We start from the raw sequence: 20,943 nt of genomic DNA, 5'->3' as shown, positions 1-20,943 counted from the left end.
CCCGGTCACCGGGCGGCCTCGGTCTAGGCCGGGTCGACGATCGCGGCGATCTCGGCGAGCGGGCCGCATCGCGTCATGTCCTTGTGCTCGCAGGCGATGTCGTGGTTGTGCACCGTGCCGTCGACGTACGGCTGCCACATCTGCGCGGTCAGCGAGGGCTTGGCCGGGTTGACCGTGGCGGTGAAGAACAGCACGTCGCCCTGGAACTTGTCGTGGACCGCCTCGTTCTCCAGCACCGCGCAGTTGGCGAAGTTGTCGATGATCGCCGTGATGCTGTGCTCTTCGAGGTTCGCTAGCGCGGTGCCCTCGGCAGACAGGATCTCCATCACGTCCGCCCTGTTCAGCGACCTCTCCCCGAGCTCCGCGAGGTCGTAGCCGGCCATGTAGAGCAGCGCCTTCAGTGCCTCCTCCTTGGCCGGCAACACGTCCCACACGTCCTTCGGGTAGGAGTCGAGCATGCACAGGAACCGCACTTCCTCGCCCTGCGCCTGCAGCTGGGTGCTCATCTCGTGGGCGACGACGCCGCCGAAGGACCAGCCGAGGAAGTAGTACGGCCCGTACGGCTGCACCTGCCGGATGTGCTCCAGGTATTCGGCGGCCATCTCGTGCAGGCTCCCCGTGACGGGCTTCGGCTCCGCGAGCCCGCGCGACTGGATGCCGTAGATCGGCCGCGCGGCGTCGATGTCCAGAGCGTCGCGCGAACCGTAGGACGGCAGCCGGTCCGCCAGGTGCGCACGCAGTTCGCTCGGCTCTGCCGCACCGACGGGGTAACCGACCAGTCGCTTGTCGCCGGGCTGGTCCTCGCGCACCACGACGGCGGCCTGCCGCACCTGCGGATGCGCCGCCAGGTTCGTCTCGATCTCGCCGAGCTCGATGCGGGACCCGCGCACCTTGACCTGCTGGTCGGCGCGGCCGACGAACTCGATGCCGCCGTCCGCCCGCCACCGGCCCAGGTCGCCGGAGCGGTACATTCGGGTCCCCGGCGCGCCGTGCAGGTCCGCGACGAACCGCTGCGCGGTCAGCCCGCGCTTCCCCAGGTAGCCCCGGGCCAGGCCTTCGCCTGCCACGTACAGCTCCCCGACCACGCCCGGCGGCACCGGCTGCAGCAGTCCGTCGAGCAGGTACACCCGCAGGTCGGGAATGCCGGGGCCGATCAGGCTGCCGTCGCGGCGGGCGACCGCCTCGCGGTCGAGCTCCACATAGGACACATGCACGGTGGCCTCGGCGATCCCGTACATGTTGATCAACTTCGGCGTCTCGGGGTGCCGGTCGTACCAGTCGTCCAACCTGGACAGTTCCAGCGCGCCGCCGCCGAAGATGACGTACCGCAGCGCCAGCTCGGTGCCCGGCGCCTCCCGATCGGCCTGGCTGAGCTGGTAGAACGCCGAAGGCGTCTGGTTGAGCACGGTCACGCGCTCGCGGGCGAGCAGCCGCAGGAACTCCAGCGGCGAAGGACCTGATGTTGATCACCGGGACAGCGGCCGGTCCGAGCCCAGCAGCTGGCAACTGCTCGTCAGCACGACCCGGCATCGTTCTCCCCACGATCTACAAGACAAGTAAGGCTTACCTTACTTATGATCCGATCCGGAGTACAGCTGCTGACCGCATCGACCGACGTGGGACTACTCACCCGACGCGGAGCGGCCAAACGACACCATGGGTGTGCGCTTTGGCCAGCCACCGTCGCAGCAACACCGATGTCCGCTGGTGCGACCGTCCGGCAAGGTCGACTCCAGCCGTCACGACGCGCCCCCTTGACACCCGCGAACCCATCCGTGAGCGGAGCCTAACCTAACCACTCGATCTCGTGACAGTGCTTCACACCATTGCCGTACCCGCCCCGATCGGGCCGGGTGTCACCCGGCGAACGAAACGAGCACAGTGGACGAACCCGTGTCACGATCGCTGAGCGCAAGGCGACTGTTTGATCGCCTGGTCATCAGCACCTGATCCGGTGATGATCGTTGTTTTCCGCTGGGCGAACCCGCACCATCGCCCCTACTCTCCGACCTATCGAATCGGCCCAGACCGTCCGGAGAGGAGTTCACCAATGGAAGACGCCGACTCCATCGTGCCGCTCCGGCCGGGATTCGACATCCAGGTGCGCGGCTTCAACCGCCACCAGGTCATCGAACACCTGGAACTGCTGGAGGACCAGCTGCGCCTGGTCACCATCGACCGCAACGAGGCCGCGCAGCTCAACTCCGACCTCCGCAAGCTCTGCGACGACACCCGCCGCAACCTCGACGCCGCCGAGCAGCGGCTCAAGCAGATCGAGTCCTCCACCACCGGGCTGCCCGCCGCCTCCCAGCGGGTACAGAACATGCTCTCGATCGCCGAAGAAGAGGTGCAGACCCTGCGCGACCAGGCGAGGAGGCAGGCCGAGATCATCCGGGGCACGGCGGAAACCGAGGCGCGCGAGCTGCTCAACGAGGCCCAGCGAGCCGCCACCGAGCTGCGCAACGAGTGCGGCGAGCTGGTCACCGACGTCGAGGAGCGACGCGCGCGGCTGCACCGCGAGCACGACCAGAAGGTCAGCGACCTGCGCTCCCGGGAACAGCGGCTGCGGCAGAACATCCGCAACGAGTACAAGCGGACCATGTCGGCCGCCCAGGACGAAGCCGACCAGCTGATCGACCAGACCCGGCGGCAGTGTGGCCAGTGGGACGCCGAGACGGAGCAGCAGCGGCTGGAAGCCCTGGAAGAGATCCGCACCAAGCAGCTCCGGCTGGAGGAGCTGCGCAGTTCGGTCCTGTCCGCAATGGACAAGGCCCAGCACCTGCTGGACCAGTCCGTCGCGGAACTGCGCGACCCGGTTCCGGACATCGCCGACGACATCGACCAGATCACGCGGGACCGGCATGTCGAGCAGGTGGAGCGGATCAAGCAGGTCGAACAGCAGCCGGTGCGGCTGCCCGAACAGCGCGACGACGCGCAGACCTACACCATTCCCATCGAGCGGCCGCACACCAACGGCGCCGCCCCGCAGACAGGCCCCGCCAGACAGAACTGATCGGAGCTACTCGTGGATCTGCTCGTGCTGATGTTCGTCACCGGTTTCGCATTGGCCACGCTGATCTTCTGGCCGCTGCTCAACCGCGCGAACCGACGCCTCGCCGAGAGCGGCATCGCCGAACCAGCGACCGCCCCGAAGGGCAGGCACGCGCTGCGCGCCCCGGCCGCCCCGGTCAAGCCGGCGACGCCGACGGTCATCCCCCGGCGGCCGAGCACCGACAACCAGCCACCGGCGACCGAACCCGAACCCGAAACCGGGTCCGACGCAGAAACCAGGTCCGAGGCCGAGCCGGAGGCATCCCGGCTGGCGCCGGTCGCACCGCGGCAGCGTCCGGCGGAGCCGGCGGAGGTCCCGCAGCTGCCCACGGACCTGTTCGAGAAGCACTTCGAGGCCAAGTTCAACCGCTCCCGCCAGCGTCTGGCCCGCATCCGCGACGAGATCAGCAAGGAATAGCGAATTCCGGGTCGTTGTGCGAGCCGTGTAGTGGAACCTCAGCTGCCTTCTCGTTCCAGGATCCCCGACTCATGCATGCCGACGCACGAGAACCTGCGGCGGCGCGAGCTGCGCAGGTGGCAGGAAGCGGCTGATGCCGCTCGCCGACCTCTGCATGATCATCGCGACTGTTAATACTCAGTCGTTCGTCCAGTTGACCTTGAGCTCGTCGCGCTGACCGAAGCGCTCGAGGTGGCGGCCGAGCACGTCCTGCACGCGGTCGAGCACCTCGGCGTTCTTCGCCTCGGCGCCCAGGGCGAGCACATCCGATTCGTTGACCAGCAGGCAGCTGCCCACGCCGCTGCCGGCGGGCAGGGTGATCCGGATGCCATCGGGTTCTTCGGACACCACGCACCGGCGCCCCAGGTGCGAGGACAGCTGCTTGGCGTAGCGGGCCGGCTTGCCGGTGCCCACCCTCGCCTGGGATCGGATCGTCAACACGTCTCCAATAAAAGTTAGCCCACCCTAATTGCTAATTGGTACGAGCGGTGGCGGTGGGGTGCGAGACGTCACCAAGCACGGCGGTCGGGACTTCGTCGTTGCTACGTTCGAAGGGGACTCGGCACCCCGAAGGCTGGAGCCCCACCGTTGACGAAGCCCCCCACCATCTACCTCGTCGCCACCACCGGGCACCCGAACTACGGGGACGAACTGATCGCCGCCGCCTGGTTGAAGCACCTGGCACGCGTCGCGCCGGACAGCGAGATCTGGGTGGACTGCCCCAACCCGGGACCGAGCGACGTCCTGCTCGGCCACCTGCATCCGCGGGTCCGGTTCACCGACACCTTATGGCGGCTGTGCTGGGAGGCCCCGTCGGACGGGCCGTGGGAGGTCGCGTCGTTCGTGCAGCACGCGTTCAACAACCCGGGGCTGGCGCCGCGATGGGTGGCCGGCATCGAGCTGGCGGCACGCGCCGACCTGGTGCACATCGTCGGCGGCGGATTCGTCAACGGCATCTGGCCGCGGCACATCGGCCTGCTCGCGGCCGCGGTCGCGGCGACGCGCCGTTCCGGCGGCCGGGCGGTGATGACCGGCCAAGGGCTGTCGCCGGTCGCCGACGAAGCGGAACCGCTGCTGCGCAACCTCGCCGCGCAGTTCGAGGTCGTCGACGTGCGCGACGAGCCGTCGGCGGCGCTGTCCAGCGCCACCTCACACACCGGCGATGACATGTTCTTCGGGGTCGAACCCGAGCTGTACCGGGACGACGACCTGCGCGAGGTCATGGTGTGCCTGCAGTCGGACCTGCTCGACGATTCGGTGCCCGCGCTCGCCGGATTCCTGTTGGACACGCTGGGCGAATGGGGCGTGCGCCCCGAGCAGGTCGGCTTCGTCGAAGGCATCCCGCGCGTGGACCGCGAGGTCTTCGCGCTGGTGGAACATGACCTACCGGGCGCCCGCTTCTACCCGTTCTCCGAGATCATGGCCGACGGGCTGCCCGCGGCGGCCGGGCAGCGCTGGCTGTCCAGCCGGTTCCACCTGCACCTGATGGCGGCCGCGGCCGGAGCGCACGGGGTCGCGGTGTCGATCAACTCCGGCTACTACACCAACAAGCACCGGTCGCTGATCGACTGCGGCTCCGGCTGGACGCTCAGCGAAGGCCTGCGGATCCCGGCCATGCCGACCAGCCGTGGATTCGCCGCCAACGCGTTGCAGGAACTCAAGCGGGGCAAGGAAGAACTCGCGAAGAAGATCTACGGGGGCTGACCTATTCATCGCCCTCGACGGCATCCTGCTGCTCCCGACGGCGGTCGGCGAGGTAGAACGGCGCAGCCGCTAACACGGGCACCAGCATGCCCATCAGAACAATCAGAATAGAATTGCCCACGGTCGTCGAAACTCCGTCTACGGTGGGAAGAACCCACATCCAAGTCCCCGCCCGGACGGGCGTCTCGCTGGGAGAATCGCTTCGGCTCGCGATTCGTTACGGCCCCGTTCGTGCACCGGATCACACTGGGCCGAAGTGCGTTCCTGCCCACCTTGCAAGGGGTTTCGCGATTAGTTCAGGAATCGCGAAGTCTGCCACTCCTCCTTGATCCAAGCGCTGTTCCAGAACAGCCACTCGTACTCAGTCGCTCGGGTGAACGCGTCGAGCATCCGCTGCCGGGTCTCGGCGTCGGCTCCCTTGGCGACCCGGTCGGTGAGGTCGCGCGCGGTCAGCACCGCCTCGGCGAACTCGTCGTCGGCATAGGTCTGGATCCACGCCCGGTACGGATGATCTTCGGCACCACCGGTGGCTTCCAGGATCGTGGTGCCCACGTGCTGGTACACCCAGAAGCACGGCAGGATCGCCGCCAGCAGCACCGGATACGGCTCGGTCAGCGCGGTCGCCCGCAGGTACGAGGTGTAGGCCAGGCAGGACGGGGACGTCTCGACCCCGGCGATCTCGGCGTCGGTAAGGCCGAACTCCGCGACGTAACCGGCGTGCAGTCGGCGCTCCTCGACCAGTGCGCCCTGGGACGCACCGGCCAGGAACGCCGCGTCCTCGGCGTTGTCGGCCCGCGTCGCGGCGGCCGCCAGCGCCTGCGCGAAACCGACCAGGTAGCGCGCGTCCTGCACGATGTAGAACGCGAACCGGTCGCGGTCCAGGGTGCCGTCGGTGAGCGCGGCGTTGAACGGGTGCTCGACGATCGCCTGCTGCAGATCGGCGGTGTGCGCCCAAGCCTCGGCGCAGAAACCGTCGGCGGGCGGAGCGGGCAGCTTGCTCATCAGAACCTCTCGTAGCTGTCTCGACCTGTGGTGCGGGGCCCCGTGAGCACTTTTCGGCGCTATGGCAACCAAAAGCGCTCACGACACCGGGGGAACGTCGATCACCACCAGTGGTGGAAGTGGTGCACCGGGCCGTGGCCGTGGCCCACGTCGAGCCGGTCGGAAGCGCGCAGCGCCTCCGTCAGGTACTCCTTGGCCTCGCGCACCGCGTCGAGCCAGTCTGCGCGCTGCGGACGCAGCGCCGCGATCGCGGCCGACAGCGTGCAGCCGGTGCCGTGGTCGTTGGTGGTCACGACGCGCTCGCTCGACAGGAACTCGGCGATCCCTTCGCCGTAGAGCAGGTCCACGCTGGACCGGCCGTCGAGGTGACCGCCCTTTAGCAGCACCTGCTTCGCGCCCAGCCCGGCCAGCCGCTCGGCCTGCGCGGGCATGTCGTTGGGGTCGGCGATCTCCGGCTCGCCCAGCAGATCGGCGGCCTCGGGCAGGTTCGGGGTGATCAGGTCCACGCGCGGCAGCAGCTCGTCGCGCAGCACGCTGACCGCCTCCGGCGCGAGCAGCCGGTCACCGCTCTTGGCGACCATCACCGGGTCCAGCACGACGTGCGGCGGCGAGTAGCGGTCGAGGACCCCGATCACCGCGCGGATCACCTCGGCGTTGGCCAGCATGCCGATCTTGACCGCGTCCACCCGCACGTCGTCGAGCAGCGTGACCAGCTGCGCGGTGATGAACTCCGGCGGCACCTCGTGGACCTCGGAAACACCGGTGGTGGTCTGCGCGACCAGCGCGGTGATCACGGACATGCCGTAGGCGCCGTGCGCGGAGAAGGTCTTCAGATCGGCTTGCACACCGGCGCCGCCGCTGGGGTCGGTGCCTGCGATGGTCAGCACATTGGGAACCATGACGTCCCTCCGCTAGTACGAGCTAGGTCAGGTTCAACGGGTCTGTTCTCAGCCCGGCAGCCCAGGCACCCCGCGTCACTGCCACCAACCTAACAACCGGGACCGCCGCGCGACCACGCCCTCGGCGCCCTCAGTCGATCAGGCGCACGGCCGCTCGCCCGGCGCCCGGCACAGCGATCTAATTCACACCGTGAAGGTCACCACCGACAGGCCAGGCAACCCTTCGCCGCGGACTAAAGTGGTTGATGATGGAAACCACGACCGATGCCCCGAGTTTCGCCCGTTCCCGCCGGCAGCCCCGGCCGGAGGATCCCGCCCGGATCTGGGCCCCGCTGGCGGACCTGACCGAAGCCGCCGTGGCGGCCGCCGGTTCGGGGACGGTGGCGATCACCCGCGGATTCGACCGCAACAGCAGGCAGCGCGCGAAGGCGCTGCGCGAGTTGCTGAACCGGCGCGACGTCGCCGCGGTCGAAGTGACTCCGGCTCCCGGCAGCGACCGGCTGCTGGCCGACGTCGAGATCACCGCGGTGGTCAACCTGATCGGCGCCGGATCGTGGCAGCCCTACCGGGTGGCCGCCGAACTGCGCGCCCCGGTGCTCGCGCCGAAGCCCGGGGACGGCCCCGCCGAGGAGGTCAAGCGGGACGTGATCGCGCTGGCCGGCGACTCCGGCCAGCGCGACGTCGCGATCTCGCATGTCGCCGTGCGCGCCGAGAACCCCGGTGCGAGCCGGCTGGTCCTGACCTCCGACGGTGAGCAGCTGCCGGTGCCCGGCGGTTGGCTGACCATGACGGTGCAGGGCGGCGAGCTGCAGGTCCAGGTCGGCGGCGCGGACTTCCCGGAGCGGACGCTGACCACCCGCGAGATCCGGGTCGAGGCCTTCGACGCGCCGCACCGGCTGGTGCGCGATGAGCTGCCGATCGCCGACTTCGAGGAAGCCGCGGTCACCTTCACCGCCGAACCGAACGGCCTGGTGGTCCGCCCGGTCTGAAGACCGGCCGACCCCGCCCGTGTCCGCAGTTTCAATTGAAATTGCGGACACTCTGCGTATCGGCTCCCCTTACCAGGGGTGGCCCGGAAGTTTTCCGGGTGACATATGCGCAGAACCGCCGTCACGGTGCGCATCCAGCTGCGTCCCTCGATCAACAACCGCGCGCGGGAGGCAGAGCGCGCGGACTGCAACAGGGAGGCTGGGAACGTGGAGCCCGCCAGGCAGTGGCACGTGAGCTGCCGCGATGTCGCCGGCAGACGTCGTGACATGTCGGTGTTGATCAACCAGGGGAACGTGGTGGTGATCGCTCCAGCGGGCGAGACCGCGGTGCTTTCCCCGCTGGAGGTCGGCAGACTGCGCGCTGCCCTGCGCGACGCGATCGTGGTGGCCGCCGCAATGGAATGAATCCCCTCGTGAGCGCGGTGGCTGGCGGTCTGTCGGCCGCCGCGCTCACGATCGCAGTCTTCCCCCGCAAGTCCGCTCGCGGCATTATCCACTCCCGGTAGCCTGGCAACCGAGAGGTGACTGCGTGAGCACGTTCTGGCAACGATCAGTCGCGCTGCTCCGGCGCGGGACGTCGGGCTTGCACACGGTGTGCGTCCTGACCAAGCAGGGCGTGATCAGCCCGCTTCGGCCGGACAAGCTGCTGCGCATCGTCCTCGCCTGGCGCCGCTGGGGCATCACCCCGCCGCTGGGCTTCGCCGTCGGCGCGGTGCGCCACGCCGACCGCCCGGCCGTGATCGACGAGCGTGGCGCGCTCAGCTACGCCGAGCTCTCGCAGCGCACCACCCGGCTCGCCAACGGCCTGCGCAACCGGGTTCCCCGAGGCACCCGGATCGGCGTGCTGTGCCACAACCACCACGGGCCGATCGAGACGATCGTCGCCGCCGCCAAGCTCGGCATAGACGTGGTTCTGCTCAACACGGGCCTGAGCACCCCGCTGCTCGCCAACGTGATCGCCGAGCAGCGGGTCGGCCTGCTGGTCCTGGACGCCGAATACCGCGCCCACCTGCCGGACCTGCCCGAAGACGTCGAAGCCGTGCTGGCGTGGACCGAAGGCACCACCCGGCACGACACGCTGGAGCACCTGATCGCCACGTCCTCGGCCAAGCACCTGGCCCGGCCGAAGCGGCACTCCCGGATGATCGTGCTCACCTCCGGCACCACCGGAACCCCGAAAGGCGCCTGCCGCCCCGATCCGCCGGGGCTCGCGCCCGCGGCGTCGATCCTGTCCCGCGTACCGCTGCGCAACGGGGACCGGATCTTGGTCAGCGCACCGCTGTTCCACACCTGGGGCCTCGCCGCGTTTCAGCTCGGCTCCGTGCTCGGCGCGACGCTGGTGCTGCGACGCCGGTTCGACCCCGAGCAGTCGCTCGGCGCGGTGCAGCGCAACCGGTGCACATCGATGTTCGTGGTGCCGGTGATGCTCCAGCGCATCCTCGAGCTCCCCGAACGGGTCCGCGACGAGTACGACCACAGCACGTTGCGCGTCGTGGCGAGCAGCGGCTCTGCGCTGCCCGCCGACCTGGCCTCCAGGTTCCAGCGCGCCTTCGGGCCGGTGCTCTACAACTTCTACGGCTCCACCGAGGTGTCCTGGGTCAGCATCGCGACACCGCACGACCTGCGCGCCGCCCCGGGCACGGCGGGCCGACCGCCGCGCGGGACGACGGTGCGCATTCTCGGCGATGACGGAACCCCGGTGCGCCGCGGTGCGACCGGGCGGATCTTCGCCGGCAACGACATGCTCTTCGAGGGCTACACCAACGGCAGCAGCCGGGAGACCCACGACGGCCTGATGTCGACCGGAGACCTCGGGCGGTTCGACGCCGCCGCGCGGTTGTTCGTCGTCGGCCGCGAAGACGACATGATCATCGCTGGCGGCGAGAACGTCTACCCCAAGGAGACCGAGGACGTCATCGCCGGCCTGCCGGAGGTGTCCGAGGCCGCCGTCATCGGAGTCGACGACGCCGAGTTCGGGCAGCGGCTAGCGGCGTTCGTGGTGCTCCGAGCCGACGGCCGCCTGGACGCCGAGCAGCTGCGTGAGCGGGTCCGCGGCCGGTTGCCGAAATTCGCCATGCCCCGCGATGTGGTGTTCCTCGACGAGCTGCCGCGCAACGCCACCGGCAAGGTCGTGCCTCGCGAACTGCTCGCCCGCTTGGACGCCTGACCGGCAGGGCCGCACGATCACCCCTCGTGTCGAGTTAGGCTGCCTCGGGTGAACGACCGTCTAGTGTGGATCGACTGCGAAATGACCGGTCTCGATCTCGGCAAGGACGCGCTGATCGAGATCGCCGCCCTGGTCACCGATGCCGACCTCAACATCCTCGGCGAAGGCGTGGACATCGTCATCCACGCCGACGAGGAGAAGCTCGCCGGAATGCCCGACGTGGTCCGCGAGATGCACGACCGCTCCGGGCTTACCGAAGAGGTGCGCCGCTCCACGGTGACGCTCGAAGAGGCCGAACAGCGCGTGCTGGACTACATCCGCCAGTACGTGCCCGACGGCCGGTCCGCGCCGCTGGCCGGCAACTCGATCGCCACCGACCGTGGCTTCATCTCCCGCGACATGCCGCGGCTGGACGCCCACCTGCACTACCGGATGGTCGACGTGTCGTCCATCAAGGAGCTGTGCCGCCGCTGGTACCCGCGCATCTACTACGCGCAGCCGGAGAAGGGCCTCGCCCACCGCGCGCTCGCCGACATCCGGGAGTCCATCCGCGAGCTCGCCTACTACCGGCGGACCGCGTTCGTCCCGCAGCCGGGGCCGACCAGCGAGCAGGCCCAGGCGGTGGCGGCCGAACTGCTCGACGGCGATGGCGCCGGCGGCACCGAGAAGGCCCGCGAGGAGTCCGGCCAGAACCCGGAATCCGGCCGCTGACCAGCGCGCTCCGGATAAACCGGAGCCGGTGGAAAAGCGGGTGACGGCGCACGCTACGATATGAGCGTTGCTCCGGCAAGGGTGCCCGAGAGGGTTAGTCCGAGCGGCCACGGTGGGTGTAGCTCAGTCGGTAGAGCACTGGGTTGTGGTCCCAGGTGTCGCGGGTTCGATTCCCGTCACTCACCCGATGAAGAAAGGCCCCGTTCCAGTTGGAACGGGGCCTTTCTTCATTGTCCTGGTGGCCGCGGGTGGTCGTTCCGGCCGGAACGACCACCCGCGGCTTCAACTCACTTGTTGCCCTGCACCCACTGGGCCCACGGGACCTGCCAGTCTCCGAAACCGTCCCAGGCGCGCAGGTTCGGCCCGCCTGAGTTGGTGATCTGCACGACATCGCCCTTCTTCAGCAGGTCGAAGACCCACTTGGCGTCGGCCATGCTCATGTTGATGCAGCCGTGGCTGACGTTGCGCCGCCCCTGATCGCCCACCGACCACGGCGCGGCGTGCAGGAACTCACCGCCGTTGGAGATCCGGACCGCCCACTGAACCTCGGTGCGGTAGCCGCCCGCCTCGACAGGCAGGCCGTAGGTGGAGGAGTCCATCATCTTCGTAGCGTGGTGCTCGGTGACCACGTGCACGCCGTTGTTGGACGGGAACGACGGTTTGCCCAGCGACACCGGCATGGTCCGCAGCAGCTTGCCGTTCTTCTCGATGGTCATCTTGTGGGTGGCGCCATCGGCCTTCAGCACGACCGCGTCGCCGATGGTGATGGTCGCCTTGCGGTCCTCCTCGCCCCAGGCGCCGTTGCCGAGGTCCCTTCCGTACACGTCGACGTCGATCGACACCTTGGTGCCCGGCTTCCAGTACTCCTTCGGCCGCCAGTGCACCTCGCGGCTGTTGAACCAGTAGAAAGCGCCCTCCACCGCCGGCTCGGTGCGGATCTTGATCGCTTCCTCGGCCTTCGCCTTGTCCGGCGCCGGGACCTTCGCGCTGAAGTAGAACGCCAGCGGCTGACCGACGCCGACGGTCTGCCCGTCCAGCGGGTTCATCGACACGAAGGTCTGATTGCCGGGTGAAATGGTGCTGAAAGTGGACTGCTGGGTGATCGCCGGCCCGTTCGCCCCCTGCGCGGTCACGGACAGCGTGTAGGTCGTGCCGTAACCGAGCTTCTCGGTGGTGGCCCAGCTGGCCCCGTCCGGCGCGATGGCGCCGGCCATCGCGGTGCCTTCCGCGTTGGTCAGCACCGCCTCGACGATCTTGCCGTTGATCGCCTTCGCCTTGATCGGGCCGGTCGGCGAAATGTCCTTGGCCCCGTTCTGCGGTGCCAGCTCCAACGTCGGCGCGGACGCCACCTCGCCGGACGCCGTGGAACCGGACCCGCTGCAGCCAGCGACGAGCAACGCCGCCAAACCGAAGATCAATATTGTCAGCAGTCGTGACACCCGTACGGGCACCCCGACCGAATTACTCCACTCCCTCATGGGCAACTGTCCGTCCGCTCCGATGCGCCGCTACGCCTGAGAACAGTGTGCAGCAATGCCCCGACAGTGAGTGAAGGGACCAGGTTGCACACATAGGGTGATCCCCCCTGAGAGATCACCCTCCATGAGACGCAACACCCCACCCCGGGGTTGCGTCCCCACCCCCGACAACCTCGCCCGCCCCAAAACCGACCCCCTCTTCGGCCCCCCTCAGGGCCGTGCTAATGTTTTCCACGTCGCCAGGGAGACCGGGGCGGAACCGAAAAGGAACCGAGCCGATCAAAACCTGACGGACGGCCAGCGCCAATAGCTCAACTGGCAGAGCAGCTGACTCTTAATCAGCGGGTTCGGGGTTCGAGTCCCTGTTGGCGCACAACGGTTTACCAGCAAAAACGAAAGCCCGCCGAGCTCGGCGGGCTTTCGTCGTCTCAATTCCCGTTTCAGTTGTTTGTCCAAAGCAGCTTGCCGACATCGGCCGCCACTTCGTCCAGAACCTCCTGCGGGACGTGCTGGTAGCGCTTGAGCATCGACTCTTGCGACCAGCCCATCACGGTCATCACGGTCTTGGACGGGATGCGAAGGACCAGGAGCATGGTCGCCATCGTGTGGCGGGCGTCGTGAAGCCGGGCCTCGCGGACTCCTGCCGAGTCGAGCAGATCAAGCCACTCGTCGTAGTCGCGCCGAGGATCGATCGGCCGGCCATTGGGCTGCGCGAAAACCCAGTCTTCTCCGGCCCATTCCGTGCCAGCCTCCGCACGTTCGCGGTCCTGAGCCATCTTGTGGACCTTCAGCGCCCGCACGAGCGGTTCCGGCAAGCCGATCTTTCGCTTACCCGAGGTGGACTTGGTGTCCACTTCGACCAGTCCCCCGCCGTGCCGCTTCGGGCATTCCGCGCCGCGCTTCCTTCCGCAGGCCCCGCGGCAACCGTGCTGCCACGTTCGCCGCTGCAACGCCTTCCGGATTCGGACGGTGCCAGCGTCGAAATCGACGTAACGCCAACGCATTGCTAGCGCTTCACCCTGCCGAATCCCGAGAGCCAACGCGACGATGAAGCGAACCCCGTTCCGCCTCTTTCCGGCCTCTTCGAAGATTCGCTGCGTCTCCTTCACCGTAAGCGGTTCAATCTCGCGTTCCTCGCTGGGCGGGGCCTTCACCACGTCCATCGGACTCTTTGCGATGTAACCCCGGCGGCACGCCTCGTTCAGCGCGGTGCGCAAAGTGCGGTGCACCTGCTGGATTGTGCTGGACTTCTTCCCCTCACTGCGGAGCTTGCTGTAGAGCCTCTCCACGTGATCCGGCTGGAGCCGCTCCATCCAGTGGGCACCAAGGCCCGGGATCAGGTAGTGCACTACTGCGGTGTGGTAGTACGACCACGTTTTCGGCCGCACGTTGGGCGAAACCGCAATGTGCTCGTGCCAGTGCTCAAGCCACTTGCCAAGTCGCCAGCGGTTGCCCGCCTTCGAGACGTTCCCGCTGTCGCGCTGCCGTTCAAGCTCACGCACTTTCCGCGTCACGTCGGCTTCGGTCTTGCCCTGGACGTGCCGGCGGTCGGGTCGGCCGTCGTCACGAGTCCCCATGGTGACGCGGCCGTGCCAGTAGCCGTCCTTGCCCTTGTAGATGCTGCCGGTTCCGTTGGGTGCCCGGGTGCCTTCCGGGCGGCGCTTGCGTGGCATTCGATGGTTCCCTTCGTGGTTACTGTGCGTGCCGTTTTGGGCGTGCGGGGTCGCCGCGCCCGTGGGCGTGTTGGGTTAGATGCGGGTTAGATCGGGAGTTAGATCTGGTCGGGCGGGTTAGATTTCTAACCTCGGGGTTAGACCGGCCCGCGTGGGGTCTGGCCTGCGGAGAGTTAGAAAAGTTAGGCGAGTTAGGCGGGTTAGCCGCCGGGTTGGGAGCTTCAAAAAGGCTCCCAACTGGGGGGGTTGCGGGGACCTGGGTTGTCTAACTCGCCTCACCTGGCGGCTAGCGGGCCAGGCCGGGGGCGGCCGAGTGCCGTGGTGACGCGGAGTCAGCGTTCCGGGTGGCCGACCGCTAGGCGCTAGGTGCCTGGTCGGCGGCGGTTCGGGTCGCTCGCGGCCCCGCTAGGTCTAGCAGCCTGGCCGCTAGGTCTAGCGGTGCCGAATGAGCTTCGCCGCTCGTCTCGACACCCCCGGATTCCGGGGCTTTCAAGGCGGTTCACAGCGGTGCTCATTCGCCTCATTCCGCTCATTTCCGCTGGCAGAGTGGATGAGGTGGCCGAATGAGCGATCTCATTCGCTGACGGCGACCTCATTGCCGGACTCATCCGGTGGTGCCGGCCATCAGGGGCCTGGTTCGCCGTGTTCGGCGGGGGTCTCGTCGGCGCAGTCGCGGTGCTGGCACAGCTGCACCGGCTCGGTCTAGGGCGAGCATCGCGGCCCGCAGTCCGGCGAGTGCGCCGAACCCGGCGAGTGCGAGGGTGCGCGCCATGCCGGAGGCCACGGCCAGCGCGCCGATCAGCAGCGCGGGCAGCACGGCCCGCCACATCATCACGGCCGCCGCAGCGACGATGAGCAGAGCGATCACAGCGAGCGCGGCCAGCACGCGGCCGAGGATCTCCAAGAGCGGGTTCATGGTCGGTCTCCCTTCAAGGGGTGTCGGAGTGAAACCGGCGAGCGCGAGTGAAGTTCTTCATTCGCCGGTCCACTCCAGGGGTGAGCTGCGGAAAGTGAACCGAGTGAACCGGGTTGGAGCGGTCCAGGCGGGCGGGTTGTGTGCCCGGTTTCCGGCTGCTCCGGGTTTCATTCCGGCTTCACTCGTTTCACTCGTCGTGGTCAGGGACAGGGACAGCAACATTGCGCGCCTGGCAAGTGAGTGGACGGCGTCCGGTCGCCGCAGCAACCGCGTGGAGCGGGGTTGGCGAGGCCGGTTCACTGCGCTCACTTGACTCACTTCCGGATCGTTGTCGCAGGTCACGCCCAGTGAATGCCGGAAGTGAATGGGCAAGTGACTATTCACCTGTCCCGGCCGTACTCACTTGCCCACTCACTTCCGGTTTCCGGCCGCCGAACGGGTCTCACGCGGCGTGCTGTTCGGCGGCCAGGCGCTTGACGTAGGCGGTGATGGCTTCGGCCGGGACACGGCGGGCGTGGCCGATGCGCACCGAGGCCACGTCGCCGGACTTGATAAGCCGGAACATCGTCGTCCGGCTCACCGACAACCGACGGGCGGCGGCCTCGACGGTGAGCAGCACGCGCGGCTCCTCCTGTGGCTGCCGGGACATAGGGAGGGAACGACCAGGGGGAGCCGGAAACCGCGTTTTCCGGGGGTTTCCCGGGGCGTGTTCCCTCGCCTCCCTCGTTCCCTCTCGGGTCGTTTCCGCAGGTCGGGCCGAGGGAATCGGCGAGGGAGGCGGAGAGGGAGAATTCCCTCCCTCCCCGGGGACTCCCTGCCCTGTTCCCTGTCCGATTCCCTGCCGGATCGACGAGTTGGTGTGCTGGCTGCGGTTCATGGGTGCTCCCGGTCCGTACGAAGTTGACGAAGTTACGAACTTTGGCTCTGACCTGCGGTTTCGTCGGGAGCAAAGTTCGTACGTACGAACTTTGCTCTCAGCGTTTGCCCTGGTCAGGAGCATTGTTCGTAAGTTCGTAGTGTTCGTTCACTGAGTTGATCTCGATGCGGCAGACTGGGTGCATGGTCGAGATCTCCCCGACAGGTTGGGCTGCCCTCTACAAGGCCGATTCGGGCTTCGTTGAACGTGCGGTTGAGCGTTTCGACGACGACGGCCACGCGCTGGTAGTTGATCCCCAACGTGGCGCACTGGTTCCCGCACACCACCTTTCCGGCTTTCAGTTCCTGACTGAGTGCGCCCGGGCGTTCTCGGTCGTGCCAAGCCAACCCGGTTGGCGTGTCGTCGGCGTTGATGACGACTACGTGCCTCCAGTTCGCGTTGTCGAGGACGTACACGCCTGGCTGGTCGCCGACGGCGGCATGGGATGGCCGTTGATCGTCAATCGCGAGAGCGAGGAACCGGACTGCCTCATGCGCGCGGCGGTCGCATTCAGGAATCCGCGCCTGATCGGGCCCGGCGACGAGATCCCCGTTGCGGATGTCGAGAAGCGCGAGTAATCGGCTTGCGTCATATGCAGACATAGGGAACCTCCCGGTGTGTACGAAGTTGACGAAGTTACGAACTTTGGCTCTGACCTGCGGTTTCGTCGGGAGCAAAGTTCGTACGTACGAACTTTGCTCTCAGCGTTTTCCCTGGTCAGGGGCATTGTTCGTAAGTTCGTAGTGTTCGTTCGCTACGTAGATCTCGGTGGCGCGGCCTCCCTTCCTCCCCTCGGGCCGCTGGAACGTCTTGGTGATCACGTCGTCGGCGGCGAGCTGGTCAAGCCACGCGGTGATGTCGGCGGCCTTCTCGTTGCCCTGGAAGTGCTGTTGGCTGATCTCGGTGCGGGCGCGCCCGGCCGGTCCGGCGTCGGCGATGAACCGGGCGAGTTTGGACAGCTTGGGGTTCGAGGTGGTGAACACGGCGCGGGCGGAGTCCACGGCGTAGCGGACGAACGCCGCAGCTGCGGCCAGGTGCTCAACGGTGATCAGCTCCACGCCGTCGAGCGCGGCATGCAGCCCGGCCACCCGCAGGCAGTTCGGCGCGGCACGGGACAGGAACTGTTCGATCGGGCCGTCGTCTGCGCTGTAGCCGCCGAACTCGACGTAGAGCCGCTGCCACAGCGCGGCGGCATCGCGGGTGAGGCCGAGTTGCCCGAGGTGGGCACCGGCGGCCAGGCGGGCACGGAGGTCCACGGCCAGGCGATCGAGCAAGGCCGGGTCCGCGCCGGTGCTGTTGGGCAGGAACTGGGTCTGGGCGACCAGCACGGGCAGGAACCGGTTGTAGGTGCCCCCGGCCATGTCAGAGGCCGAGAGCTTGGCCTGGAACTCCTTCGGGGTGATGTGGGCCAGGATCCCGACGTGGGTGTCCCGCACGATCCGCGCGTTCACGCCGAGGGTGGAGAGGTTCCCGCCTTCCCACGCCGCGCGCAGCGTCGCCGAGAGCGTGTTGCCCTCCCGCTTCATCCGGGCCATGACGGTGGCCCACTCGGTCTCGAACGCCAGCAACCGCCGGTCACCAGGCGGCAGCAGGGACGCCCGCTTCTTGCCCTTGCCCTCCTCTCCCTCGTCGGGGCCGGTCGCGCCCGCCTCGTCCTCGTTGAACGCCTGCGTCAGCCCCTCACCGGAGGTCAAACCGGAGTGGATGTTGCGGTCCGCGAAGTCCGGGTCGGTGGCCAGCAGCAGGCGTTTCGCGGCCGACCAGCCCGCACCCTTGCGGCCCACGCCGGTCCGGCCGATGACCATCGGCCACACCAACAGCGGGTGCCGGTCGTCCCCGGCCCGCATGTGCGGCCCGTCGCCGAGATAGACCCCGGTCGCGGCCATCAGCGACGCGAGGATGTTCGCCGGGTCGGCTTCGCTGGTCGGCTCCAGGCGGCGCACCAGCGACCCGAGGTAGGTGCCGAACATCGCCTCGTCACGGTCGGGCAGCTCCGAGCGAGCGCGGGCGATCTCCTCCAGCGCCCGCCGCTCGGTCTCCGGGTCCAACGCCAGCGCCGGGACCGCCGGCACCGGCCCCGCGGCTTCCCTCGTCGGCTGCGGGGTGGAGTCGGGGACCAGGTGCAGCCGTCGCCGCGCTTCGCCCGGTTCGACGGGCGGTGTTTCGGGCTTACTCATGGGCTTTCGGCTCCGATGTCGTTCGGTGGGTGTTCGTGCTGTTCGCGGCCGGTCGAAACCCCCTCGACCGGAGAAGTCGACTCCCCTCAACTCATGCGGGTCACCGGGGGTCGACTCCCCTCAACTCATGCAGGTCACCGGGTCAGGTCGCCTGGTCGGCTCGGTCGCCTGGTCGGCTCGGCTCGGTCGCCCGGTCGCCCGGTCGGCTCGGCTCGGTCGCCCGGTCGCCCGGTCGGCTCGGCTCGGTCGCCCGGTCGCCCGGTCGGCTCGGCTCGGTCGCCCGGTCGGGAGAGGGGTTCTCGGCGGGTTCTCGGTGCTTCTCCGGTGCCGCTTCTCGGGGTTCTTCCCATGCAGGTGAGAACCGGTGAGAACCCTCTTCCCGGCCGCCGGGAACCTGGTTCCTGGACTGCTCCCAACTCGGGGGAAGGTTGGGAGCTGGTTTGTGCTGTTCCCGGCGGCCGGGAACCTGGTTCCGGGCTGGCTCCCCCCCCGGGGTTGGGAGCTGGTTTGTGCTGTTCCCGGCGGTTCCGGACCCCGGGTCCGCTGATCGGTTGGGGAACCCCGGCCGGTGGCGGTGTTCAAACCCCGTACGACACGGGGCGGCGGGACTGGCGCCACCGGCCGGGAGACCCGGGGATCGGGGGGTCGGGCTCAGCTCGATCTGGACGCGTCGGGCTCGACCTGGACGGCCCTTGCGAGGGCCCGGGCCAGCTCGTAGCGGTCCCGCTCGAACCACGGCCCGCCGCGCTCGACCGCCGCCGCCAAGCCGTGCTCCAGCCGTTCCCGGTCCCCGGCCGCCAGGTCGGCGGCCATCGTGGCGACGTAGGCGGCCAGGTTGTCCAACGGCAGCCGGGACAGGAGCTCGGTCGAGACCGGCGCGGCGTACAGCAGCGTCGTCACCCCGTGCAGGCCCAACGTGGTCATCACGCCACCCCGTCCGGGTCGAAGCTCACGTCGAGCTGGCCGCCGATGACCGGGTCACGGGGACTGGGCCCCCTGTTCGGGTGCACGCCGCGCCGGATCTCCTCCCACGTCACGATCGGGAAGTTCCGCGACCACACCTCGGTCAGGCCCAGCGCTTCCGGAGTGGTGCCGTAGACCGTGGCCAGCAGCTCCCGGTAGGTCTGCGAGACCGTGAGCTTGCCCTGTTCCCACCCGCAGATCAGGCCCTTGAGCGTGCCCAAAGCGCCCAACCGGATGCCCCGCGCTTCCGCTGCCTCGATCACGTGGCTGGCCAGCTCGCCCTGAGTCCACCCCAGCGCCTGCCGGACCTGCCTCAGCTTCGTCAACTTGGCCATCACCGGCTCACCTTCGCCCGCGACCGCTTCCGCTGGGCCGGGGCCGACACCGGGGCGAAGATCTCCGCGACCCTCGCCCGGATGGCCTGCGCCAACTCGTGTTCCTCGGTGCCGGGCTCGAGCTCGGCCATCTCCAGCCGCGTTTCCTCGATGGCGGCGGCCGAGTCGTTGAACAGCGTGTCGAACAGCACCTGCCGGGCCCAGTCCGCGTCGTCGAGGTCCGACAGCAGCCCGCCACCGTTGATGAACAGGTAGTACGCCGCCGCGATGTCCTCATACGACATCGGTACCGTCAGCGTGAGCTGCATAGCGGCCGGGGTGTCGTTGAACGCCCGGTGAGCGGCGGTGAACTCGGTGACCTGCCCGTTGACCATGCCGAAAGCCTGCTTCGTCATCTCAGGCCACCTCCCCAACCTGCGCACCCTGCGTGTTGTCGGCGGCCTCGATGGCCGACTCGTTCCCGGTCACGAACGCCTCGTAGGCGGCCTGCGAGCACTTCTCCACGTAGGCGTTCAGCGCCTCACCGGAAATCCGCAACGTGCCCTTGCCCGTGCCCAACTTCAGCGCGGCCAGCTCACCGGACTCGATCGCCCGGTAGATCGTGTTCACCGAGACATCCAGCGCCCCGGCCACTGCCTTCACCCGGTACATCCGGCTACCCTCGAACTGCATCGATGCTCCCAACGTTTCGATGTCCGCCCCGGCTGGTGCTGCAACACCAGTCGGGGCTTTTGCGTTCTGTGCGATTCCTGCAACACCAGAGACAGTAGCTATCCTGGCCAACCATGTCAACATAGTTACATCCTGGTCGCCAAAGTTGGCCACGTGTACCCTCTCCGACATGCGAAAACTCGATCCTGATGACCCGCGCCCGCCGTATCGGCAGATTGCCGACCAGCTGCAAGCGGCGATCGACTCGGGCGAGCTAGGGCCGGGGCAGCAGCTCCCGGCGCTGTCGGCGTTGACCAGCGAGTACGGCGTTTCGCTTGGTACTGCCAAGAGCGCCCTGGCGGTGCTTCGCGATGCCGGACTGATCGTGTCGCGACAAGGCAAGGGCTCGTACGTCCGTACCCGACGGGACAAGAGCCGTATCGAAGTGGACGCCAGCGACCTCGAAGCAATGCGTCGTGAACTTGCCGAACTGCGGAACAGGCTCGAAGTGGTCGAGCGGAAGCTTGCCGACAGGTAACGAGCTACCGCCCGATCTGCCGGAAGAAGGCCACAAGCCCCTCGACGACGCCGCCAAGCAAGCCGAACGCGCCCTTCGCGAACACTGCGGCGTCGTTGGGGTACTTGACGACCAGCACGAACAACGCCACGCCGACCAACGACCAGACCACCTTCGACAACGCGCCCCCGCCCGTCTTCGGCAACATCGGCAACGAGTTCTTCGCCATAGCCAGTTCCTCCGTCTACTTTGTTGGCTGTTTTCCCTGGCATGGCTCAAGAATCCGGTTTCTTTGCAAAGATAGGGAGATGAGTCCCTGGTGAGTCGGAGGTGAGTC

The 20,943-nt window shown here is 68.0% G+C and carries 22 protein-coding genes, 2 tRNA genes, 1 pseudogene and 1 riboswitch; of the genes and pseudogenes, 11 read left to right on the top strand and 14 right to left on the bottom strand.

Annotation, left to right across the window (positions count from 1 at the left end; genetic code table 11):
• Positions 1-23 precede the first annotated feature (23 nt).
• Positions 24-1,451, bottom strand: a pseudogene (locus ACRXBZ_RS26395) (non-ribosomal peptide synthetase); the annotation flags it as partial.
• Positions 1,452-2,050: 599 nt separating this feature from the next.
• Between ACRXBZ_RS26395 and ACRXBZ_RS26390 the strand changes: the two are divergent.
• Positions 2,051-3,013 carry a hypothetical protein gene (locus ACRXBZ_RS26390; RefSeq protein WP_433881366.1) on the top strand — a complete coding sequence of 321 codons (963 nt, stop codon included), beginning with the start codon at positions 2,051-2,053 and terminating at the stop codon, positions 3,011-3,013.
• Positions 3,014-3,025: 12 nt separating this feature from the next.
• Complete coding sequence (locus tag ACRXBZ_RS26385) at positions 3,026-3,469, top strand: hypothetical protein (protein WP_433881365.1); 444 nt, start codon at positions 3,026-3,028, stop codon at positions 3,467-3,469.
• Positions 3,470-3,646: 177 nt separating this feature from the next.
• On the opposite strand, the gene ACRXBZ_RS26380 is transcribed toward ACRXBZ_RS26385, so the two are convergent.
• Positions 3,647-3,946 carry a DUF2218 domain-containing protein gene (locus ACRXBZ_RS26380; RefSeq protein ID WP_433881364.1) on the bottom strand — a complete coding sequence of 100 codons (300 nt, stop codon included), beginning with the start codon at positions 3,944-3,946 and terminating at the stop codon, positions 3,647-3,649.
• 150 nt (positions 3,947-4,096) lie between these two features.
• Here ACRXBZ_RS26380 and ACRXBZ_RS26375 point away from each other — a divergent pair, with 150 nt between their 5' ends.
• Positions 4,097-5,212: a polysaccharide pyruvyl transferase family protein gene (locus ACRXBZ_RS26375; RefSeq protein ID WP_433881363.1), complete on the top strand. Its 1,116-nt coding sequence runs from the start codon at positions 4,097-4,099 to the stop codon at positions 5,210-5,212.
• 291 nt (positions 5,213-5,503) lie between these two features.
• On the opposite strand, the gene tenA is transcribed toward ACRXBZ_RS26375, so the two are convergent.
• Complete coding sequence (gene tenA, locus ACRXBZ_RS26370) at positions 5,504-6,214, bottom strand: thiaminase II (RefSeq protein WP_433881362.1); 711 nt, start codon at positions 6,212-6,214, stop codon at positions 5,504-5,506.
• Between the two features lie 101 nt (positions 6,215-6,315).
• Positions 6,316-7,113: a bifunctional hydroxymethylpyrimidine kinase/phosphomethylpyrimidine kinase gene (thiD, locus tag ACRXBZ_RS26365; protein WP_433881361.1), complete on the bottom strand. Its 798-nt coding sequence runs from the start codon at positions 7,111-7,113 to the stop codon at positions 6,316-6,318.
• Positions 7,101-7,196: riboswitch (TPP riboswitch) on the bottom strand. (Overlaps the previous gene by 13 nt.)
• 165 nt (positions 7,197-7,361) lie before the next feature.
• Between thiD and ACRXBZ_RS26360 the strand changes: the two genes are divergently transcribed.
• From ACRXBZ_RS26360 to ACRXBZ_RS26340, 5 genes are all read left to right on the top strand, one after another.
• Positions 7,362-8,102: a hypothetical protein gene (locus tag ACRXBZ_RS26360; RefSeq protein ID WP_433881360.1), complete on the top strand. Its 741-nt coding sequence runs from the start codon at positions 7,362-7,364 to the stop codon at positions 8,100-8,102.
• Positions 8,103-8,207: 105 nt separating this feature from the next.
• Entirely contained in the window at positions 8,208-8,507 is a 300-nt protein-coding gene (locus ACRXBZ_RS26355; protein ID WP_433884158.1) for a hypothetical protein, read from the top strand.
• 124 nt (positions 8,508-8,631) lie between these two features.
• On the top strand, positions 8,632-10,269 hold the full coding sequence (locus ACRXBZ_RS26350; RefSeq protein WP_433881359.1) for an AMP-binding protein: 1,638 nt from the start codon (positions 8,632-8,634) through the stop codon (positions 10,267-10,269).
• Positions 10,270-10,317: 48 nt separating this feature from the next.
• The gene (gene orn / locus ACRXBZ_RS26345; RefSeq protein ID WP_433881358.1) at positions 10,318-10,980 is read left to right on the top strand and encodes an oligoribonuclease; all 663 of its coding nucleotides are present in this window, start codon (positions 10,318-10,320) and stop codon (positions 10,978-10,980) included.
• Between the two features lie 112 nt (positions 10,981-11,092).
• Positions 11,093-11,165: transfer RNA gene (locus tag ACRXBZ_RS26340), tRNA-His, on the top strand.
• Positions 11,166-11,267: 102 nt separating this feature from the next.
• Here the strand turns inward: ACRXBZ_RS26340 and ACRXBZ_RS26335 are convergent.
• Positions 11,268-12,419 carry a L,D-transpeptidase gene (locus ACRXBZ_RS26335; RefSeq protein WP_433881357.1) on the bottom strand — a complete coding sequence of 384 codons (1,152 nt, stop codon included), beginning with the start codon at positions 12,417-12,419 and terminating at the stop codon, positions 11,268-11,270.
• A gap of 339 nt (positions 12,420-12,758) precedes the next feature.
• Between ACRXBZ_RS26335 and ACRXBZ_RS26330 the strand changes: the two genes are divergently transcribed.
• Positions 12,759-12,831 (top strand) — tRNA-Lys (locus ACRXBZ_RS26330).
• A 67-nt stretch (positions 12,832-12,898) separates the two neighbouring features.
• Here ACRXBZ_RS26330 and ACRXBZ_RS26325 read toward each other — a convergent pair.
• The 3 genes from ACRXBZ_RS26325 to ACRXBZ_RS26315 form a co-directional block, all read right to left on the bottom strand.
• Entirely contained in the window at positions 12,899-14,131 is a 1,233-nt protein-coding gene (locus ACRXBZ_RS26325) for a tyrosine-type recombinase/integrase (protein WP_433881356.1), read from the bottom strand.
• A gap of 604 nt (positions 14,132-14,735) precedes the next feature.
• On the bottom strand, positions 14,736-15,047 hold the full coding sequence (locus tag ACRXBZ_RS26320; RefSeq protein ID WP_433881355.1) for a hypothetical protein: 312 nt from the start codon (positions 15,045-15,047) through the stop codon (positions 14,736-14,738).
• A gap of 442 nt (positions 15,048-15,489) precedes the next feature.
• Complete coding sequence (locus ACRXBZ_RS26315; RefSeq protein WP_433881354.1) at positions 15,490-15,666, bottom strand: helix-turn-helix domain-containing protein; 177 nt, start codon at positions 15,664-15,666, stop codon at positions 15,490-15,492.
• Between the two features lie 440 nt (positions 15,667-16,106).
• Here ACRXBZ_RS26315 and ACRXBZ_RS26310 point away from each other — a divergent pair, with 440 nt between their 5' ends.
• A complete protein-coding gene (locus ACRXBZ_RS26310; RefSeq protein WP_433881353.1) occupies positions 16,107-16,541 on the top strand; it encodes a hypothetical protein in 435 nt (144 codons plus the stop codon).
• Between the two features lie 123 nt (positions 16,542-16,664).
• Here ACRXBZ_RS26310 and ACRXBZ_RS26305 read toward each other — a convergent pair whose 3' ends face one another.
• From ACRXBZ_RS26305 to ACRXBZ_RS26285, 5 genes are all read right to left on the bottom strand, one after another.
• Positions 16,665-18,140, bottom strand: coding sequence for a DUF3987 domain-containing protein (locus ACRXBZ_RS26305; RefSeq protein WP_433881352.1), 1,476 nt, complete (start codon positions 18,138-18,140; stop codon positions 16,665-16,667).
• 651 nt (positions 18,141-18,791) lie between these two features.
• The gene (locus tag ACRXBZ_RS26300) at positions 18,792-19,064 is read right to left on the bottom strand and encodes a hypothetical protein (RefSeq protein WP_433881351.1); all 273 of its coding nucleotides are present in this window, start codon (positions 19,062-19,064) and stop codon (positions 18,792-18,794) included.
• Entirely contained in the window at positions 19,064-19,438 is a 375-nt protein-coding gene (locus tag ACRXBZ_RS26295; protein ID WP_433881350.1) for a helix-turn-helix domain-containing protein, read from the bottom strand. Before ACRXBZ_RS26295 ends, ACRXBZ_RS26300 begins: the two co-directional genes overlap by 1 nt.
• The gene (locus ACRXBZ_RS26290) at positions 19,438-19,833 is read right to left on the bottom strand and encodes a hypothetical protein (protein ID WP_433881349.1); all 396 of its coding nucleotides are present in this window, start codon (positions 19,831-19,833) and stop codon (positions 19,438-19,440) included. Before ACRXBZ_RS26290 ends, ACRXBZ_RS26295 begins: the two co-directional genes overlap by 1 nt.
• A 1-nt stretch (position 19,834) precedes the next feature.
• Positions 19,835-20,089, bottom strand: a complete 255-nt coding sequence (locus tag ACRXBZ_RS26285; RefSeq protein ID WP_433883975.1) for a helix-turn-helix domain-containing protein — start codon at positions 20,087-20,089, stop codon at positions 19,835-19,837.
• A 190-nt stretch (positions 20,090-20,279) separates the two neighbouring features.
• Between ACRXBZ_RS26285 and ACRXBZ_RS26280 the strand changes: the two genes are divergently transcribed.
• Positions 20,280-20,627, top strand: a complete 348-nt coding sequence (locus tag ACRXBZ_RS26280; protein ID WP_433881348.1) for a GntR family transcriptional regulator — start codon at positions 20,280-20,282, stop codon at positions 20,625-20,627.
• 4 nt (positions 20,628-20,631) lie between these two features.
• On the opposite strand, the gene ACRXBZ_RS26275 is transcribed toward ACRXBZ_RS26280, so the two are convergent.
• Positions 20,632-20,835, bottom strand: a complete 204-nt coding sequence (locus tag ACRXBZ_RS26275; RefSeq protein WP_433881347.1) for a hypothetical protein — start codon at positions 20,833-20,835, stop codon at positions 20,632-20,634.
• Positions 20,836-20,943: the final 108 nt, after the last annotated feature.

The organism is Saccharopolyspora hattusasensis (assembly GCF_050972075.1).
In the GTDB taxonomy this organism is placed as follows: Bacteria; Actinomycetota; Actinomycetes; order Mycobacteriales; family Pseudonocardiaceae; genus Saccharopolyspora; species Saccharopolyspora hattusasensis.
Note: the sequence above shows the minus strand (reverse complement) of the source record. Positions and strands in the feature narration are given on the sequence as shown.

Excerpts from the sequence above, each read along its gene's own strand:
- ACRXBZ_RS26390 (WP_433881366.1), top strand. The coding sequence starts at position 2,051 with ATGGAAGACGCCGACTCCATCGTGCCGCTCCGGCCGGGATTCGACATC.
- tenA (WP_433881362.1), bottom strand. The coding sequence starts at position 6,214 with ATGAGCAAGCTGCCCGCTCCGCCCGCCGACGGTTTCTGCGCCGAGGCT.
- thiD (WP_433881361.1), bottom strand. The coding sequence starts at position 7,113 with ATGGTTCCCAATGTGCTGACCATCGCAGGCACCGACCCCAGCGGCGGC.
- ACRXBZ_RS26360 (WP_433881360.1), top strand. The coding sequence starts at position 7,362 with ATGGAAACCACGACCGATGCCCCGAGTTTCGCCCGTTCCCGCCGGCAG.
- ACRXBZ_RS26355 (WP_433884158.1), top strand. The coding sequence starts at position 8,208 with ATGCGCAGAACCGCCGTCACGGTGCGCATCCAGCTGCGTCCCTCGATC.
- ACRXBZ_RS26325 (WP_433881356.1), bottom strand. The coding sequence starts at position 14,131 with ATGCCACGCAAGCGCCGCCCGGAAGGCACCCGGGCACCCAACGGAACC.
- ACRXBZ_RS26320 (WP_433881355.1), bottom strand. The coding sequence starts at position 15,047 with ATGAACCCGCTCTTGGAGATCCTCGGCCGCGTGCTGGCCGCGCTCGCT.
- ACRXBZ_RS26310 (WP_433881353.1), top strand. The coding sequence starts at position 16,107 with ATGGTCGAGATCTCCCCGACAGGTTGGGCTGCCCTCTACAAGGCCGAT.
- ACRXBZ_RS26305 (WP_433881352.1), bottom strand. The coding sequence starts at position 18,140 with ATGAGTAAGCCCGAAACACCGCCCGTCGAACCGGGCGAAGCGCGGCGA.
- ACRXBZ_RS26300 (WP_433881351.1), bottom strand. The coding sequence starts at position 19,064 with ATGACCACGTTGGGCCTGCACGGGGTGACGACGCTGCTGTACGCCGCG.
- ACRXBZ_RS26295 (WP_433881350.1), bottom strand. The coding sequence starts at position 19,438 with ATGGCCAAGTTGACGAAGCTGAGGCAGGTCCGGCAGGCGCTGGGGTGG.
- ACRXBZ_RS26290 (WP_433881349.1), bottom strand. The coding sequence starts at position 19,833 with ATGACGAAGCAGGCTTTCGGCATGGTCAACGGGCAGGTCACCGAGTTC.
- ACRXBZ_RS26285 (WP_433883975.1), bottom strand. The coding sequence starts at position 20,089 with ATGTACCGGGTGAAGGCAGTGGCCGGGGCGCTGGATGTCTCGGTGAAC.
- ACRXBZ_RS26280 (WP_433881348.1), top strand. The coding sequence starts at position 20,280 with ATGCGAAAACTCGATCCTGATGACCCGCGCCCGCCGTATCGGCAGATT.
- ACRXBZ_RS26275 (WP_433881347.1), bottom strand. The coding sequence starts at position 20,835 with ATGGCGAAGAACTCGTTGCCGATGTTGCCGAAGACGGGCGGGGGCGCG.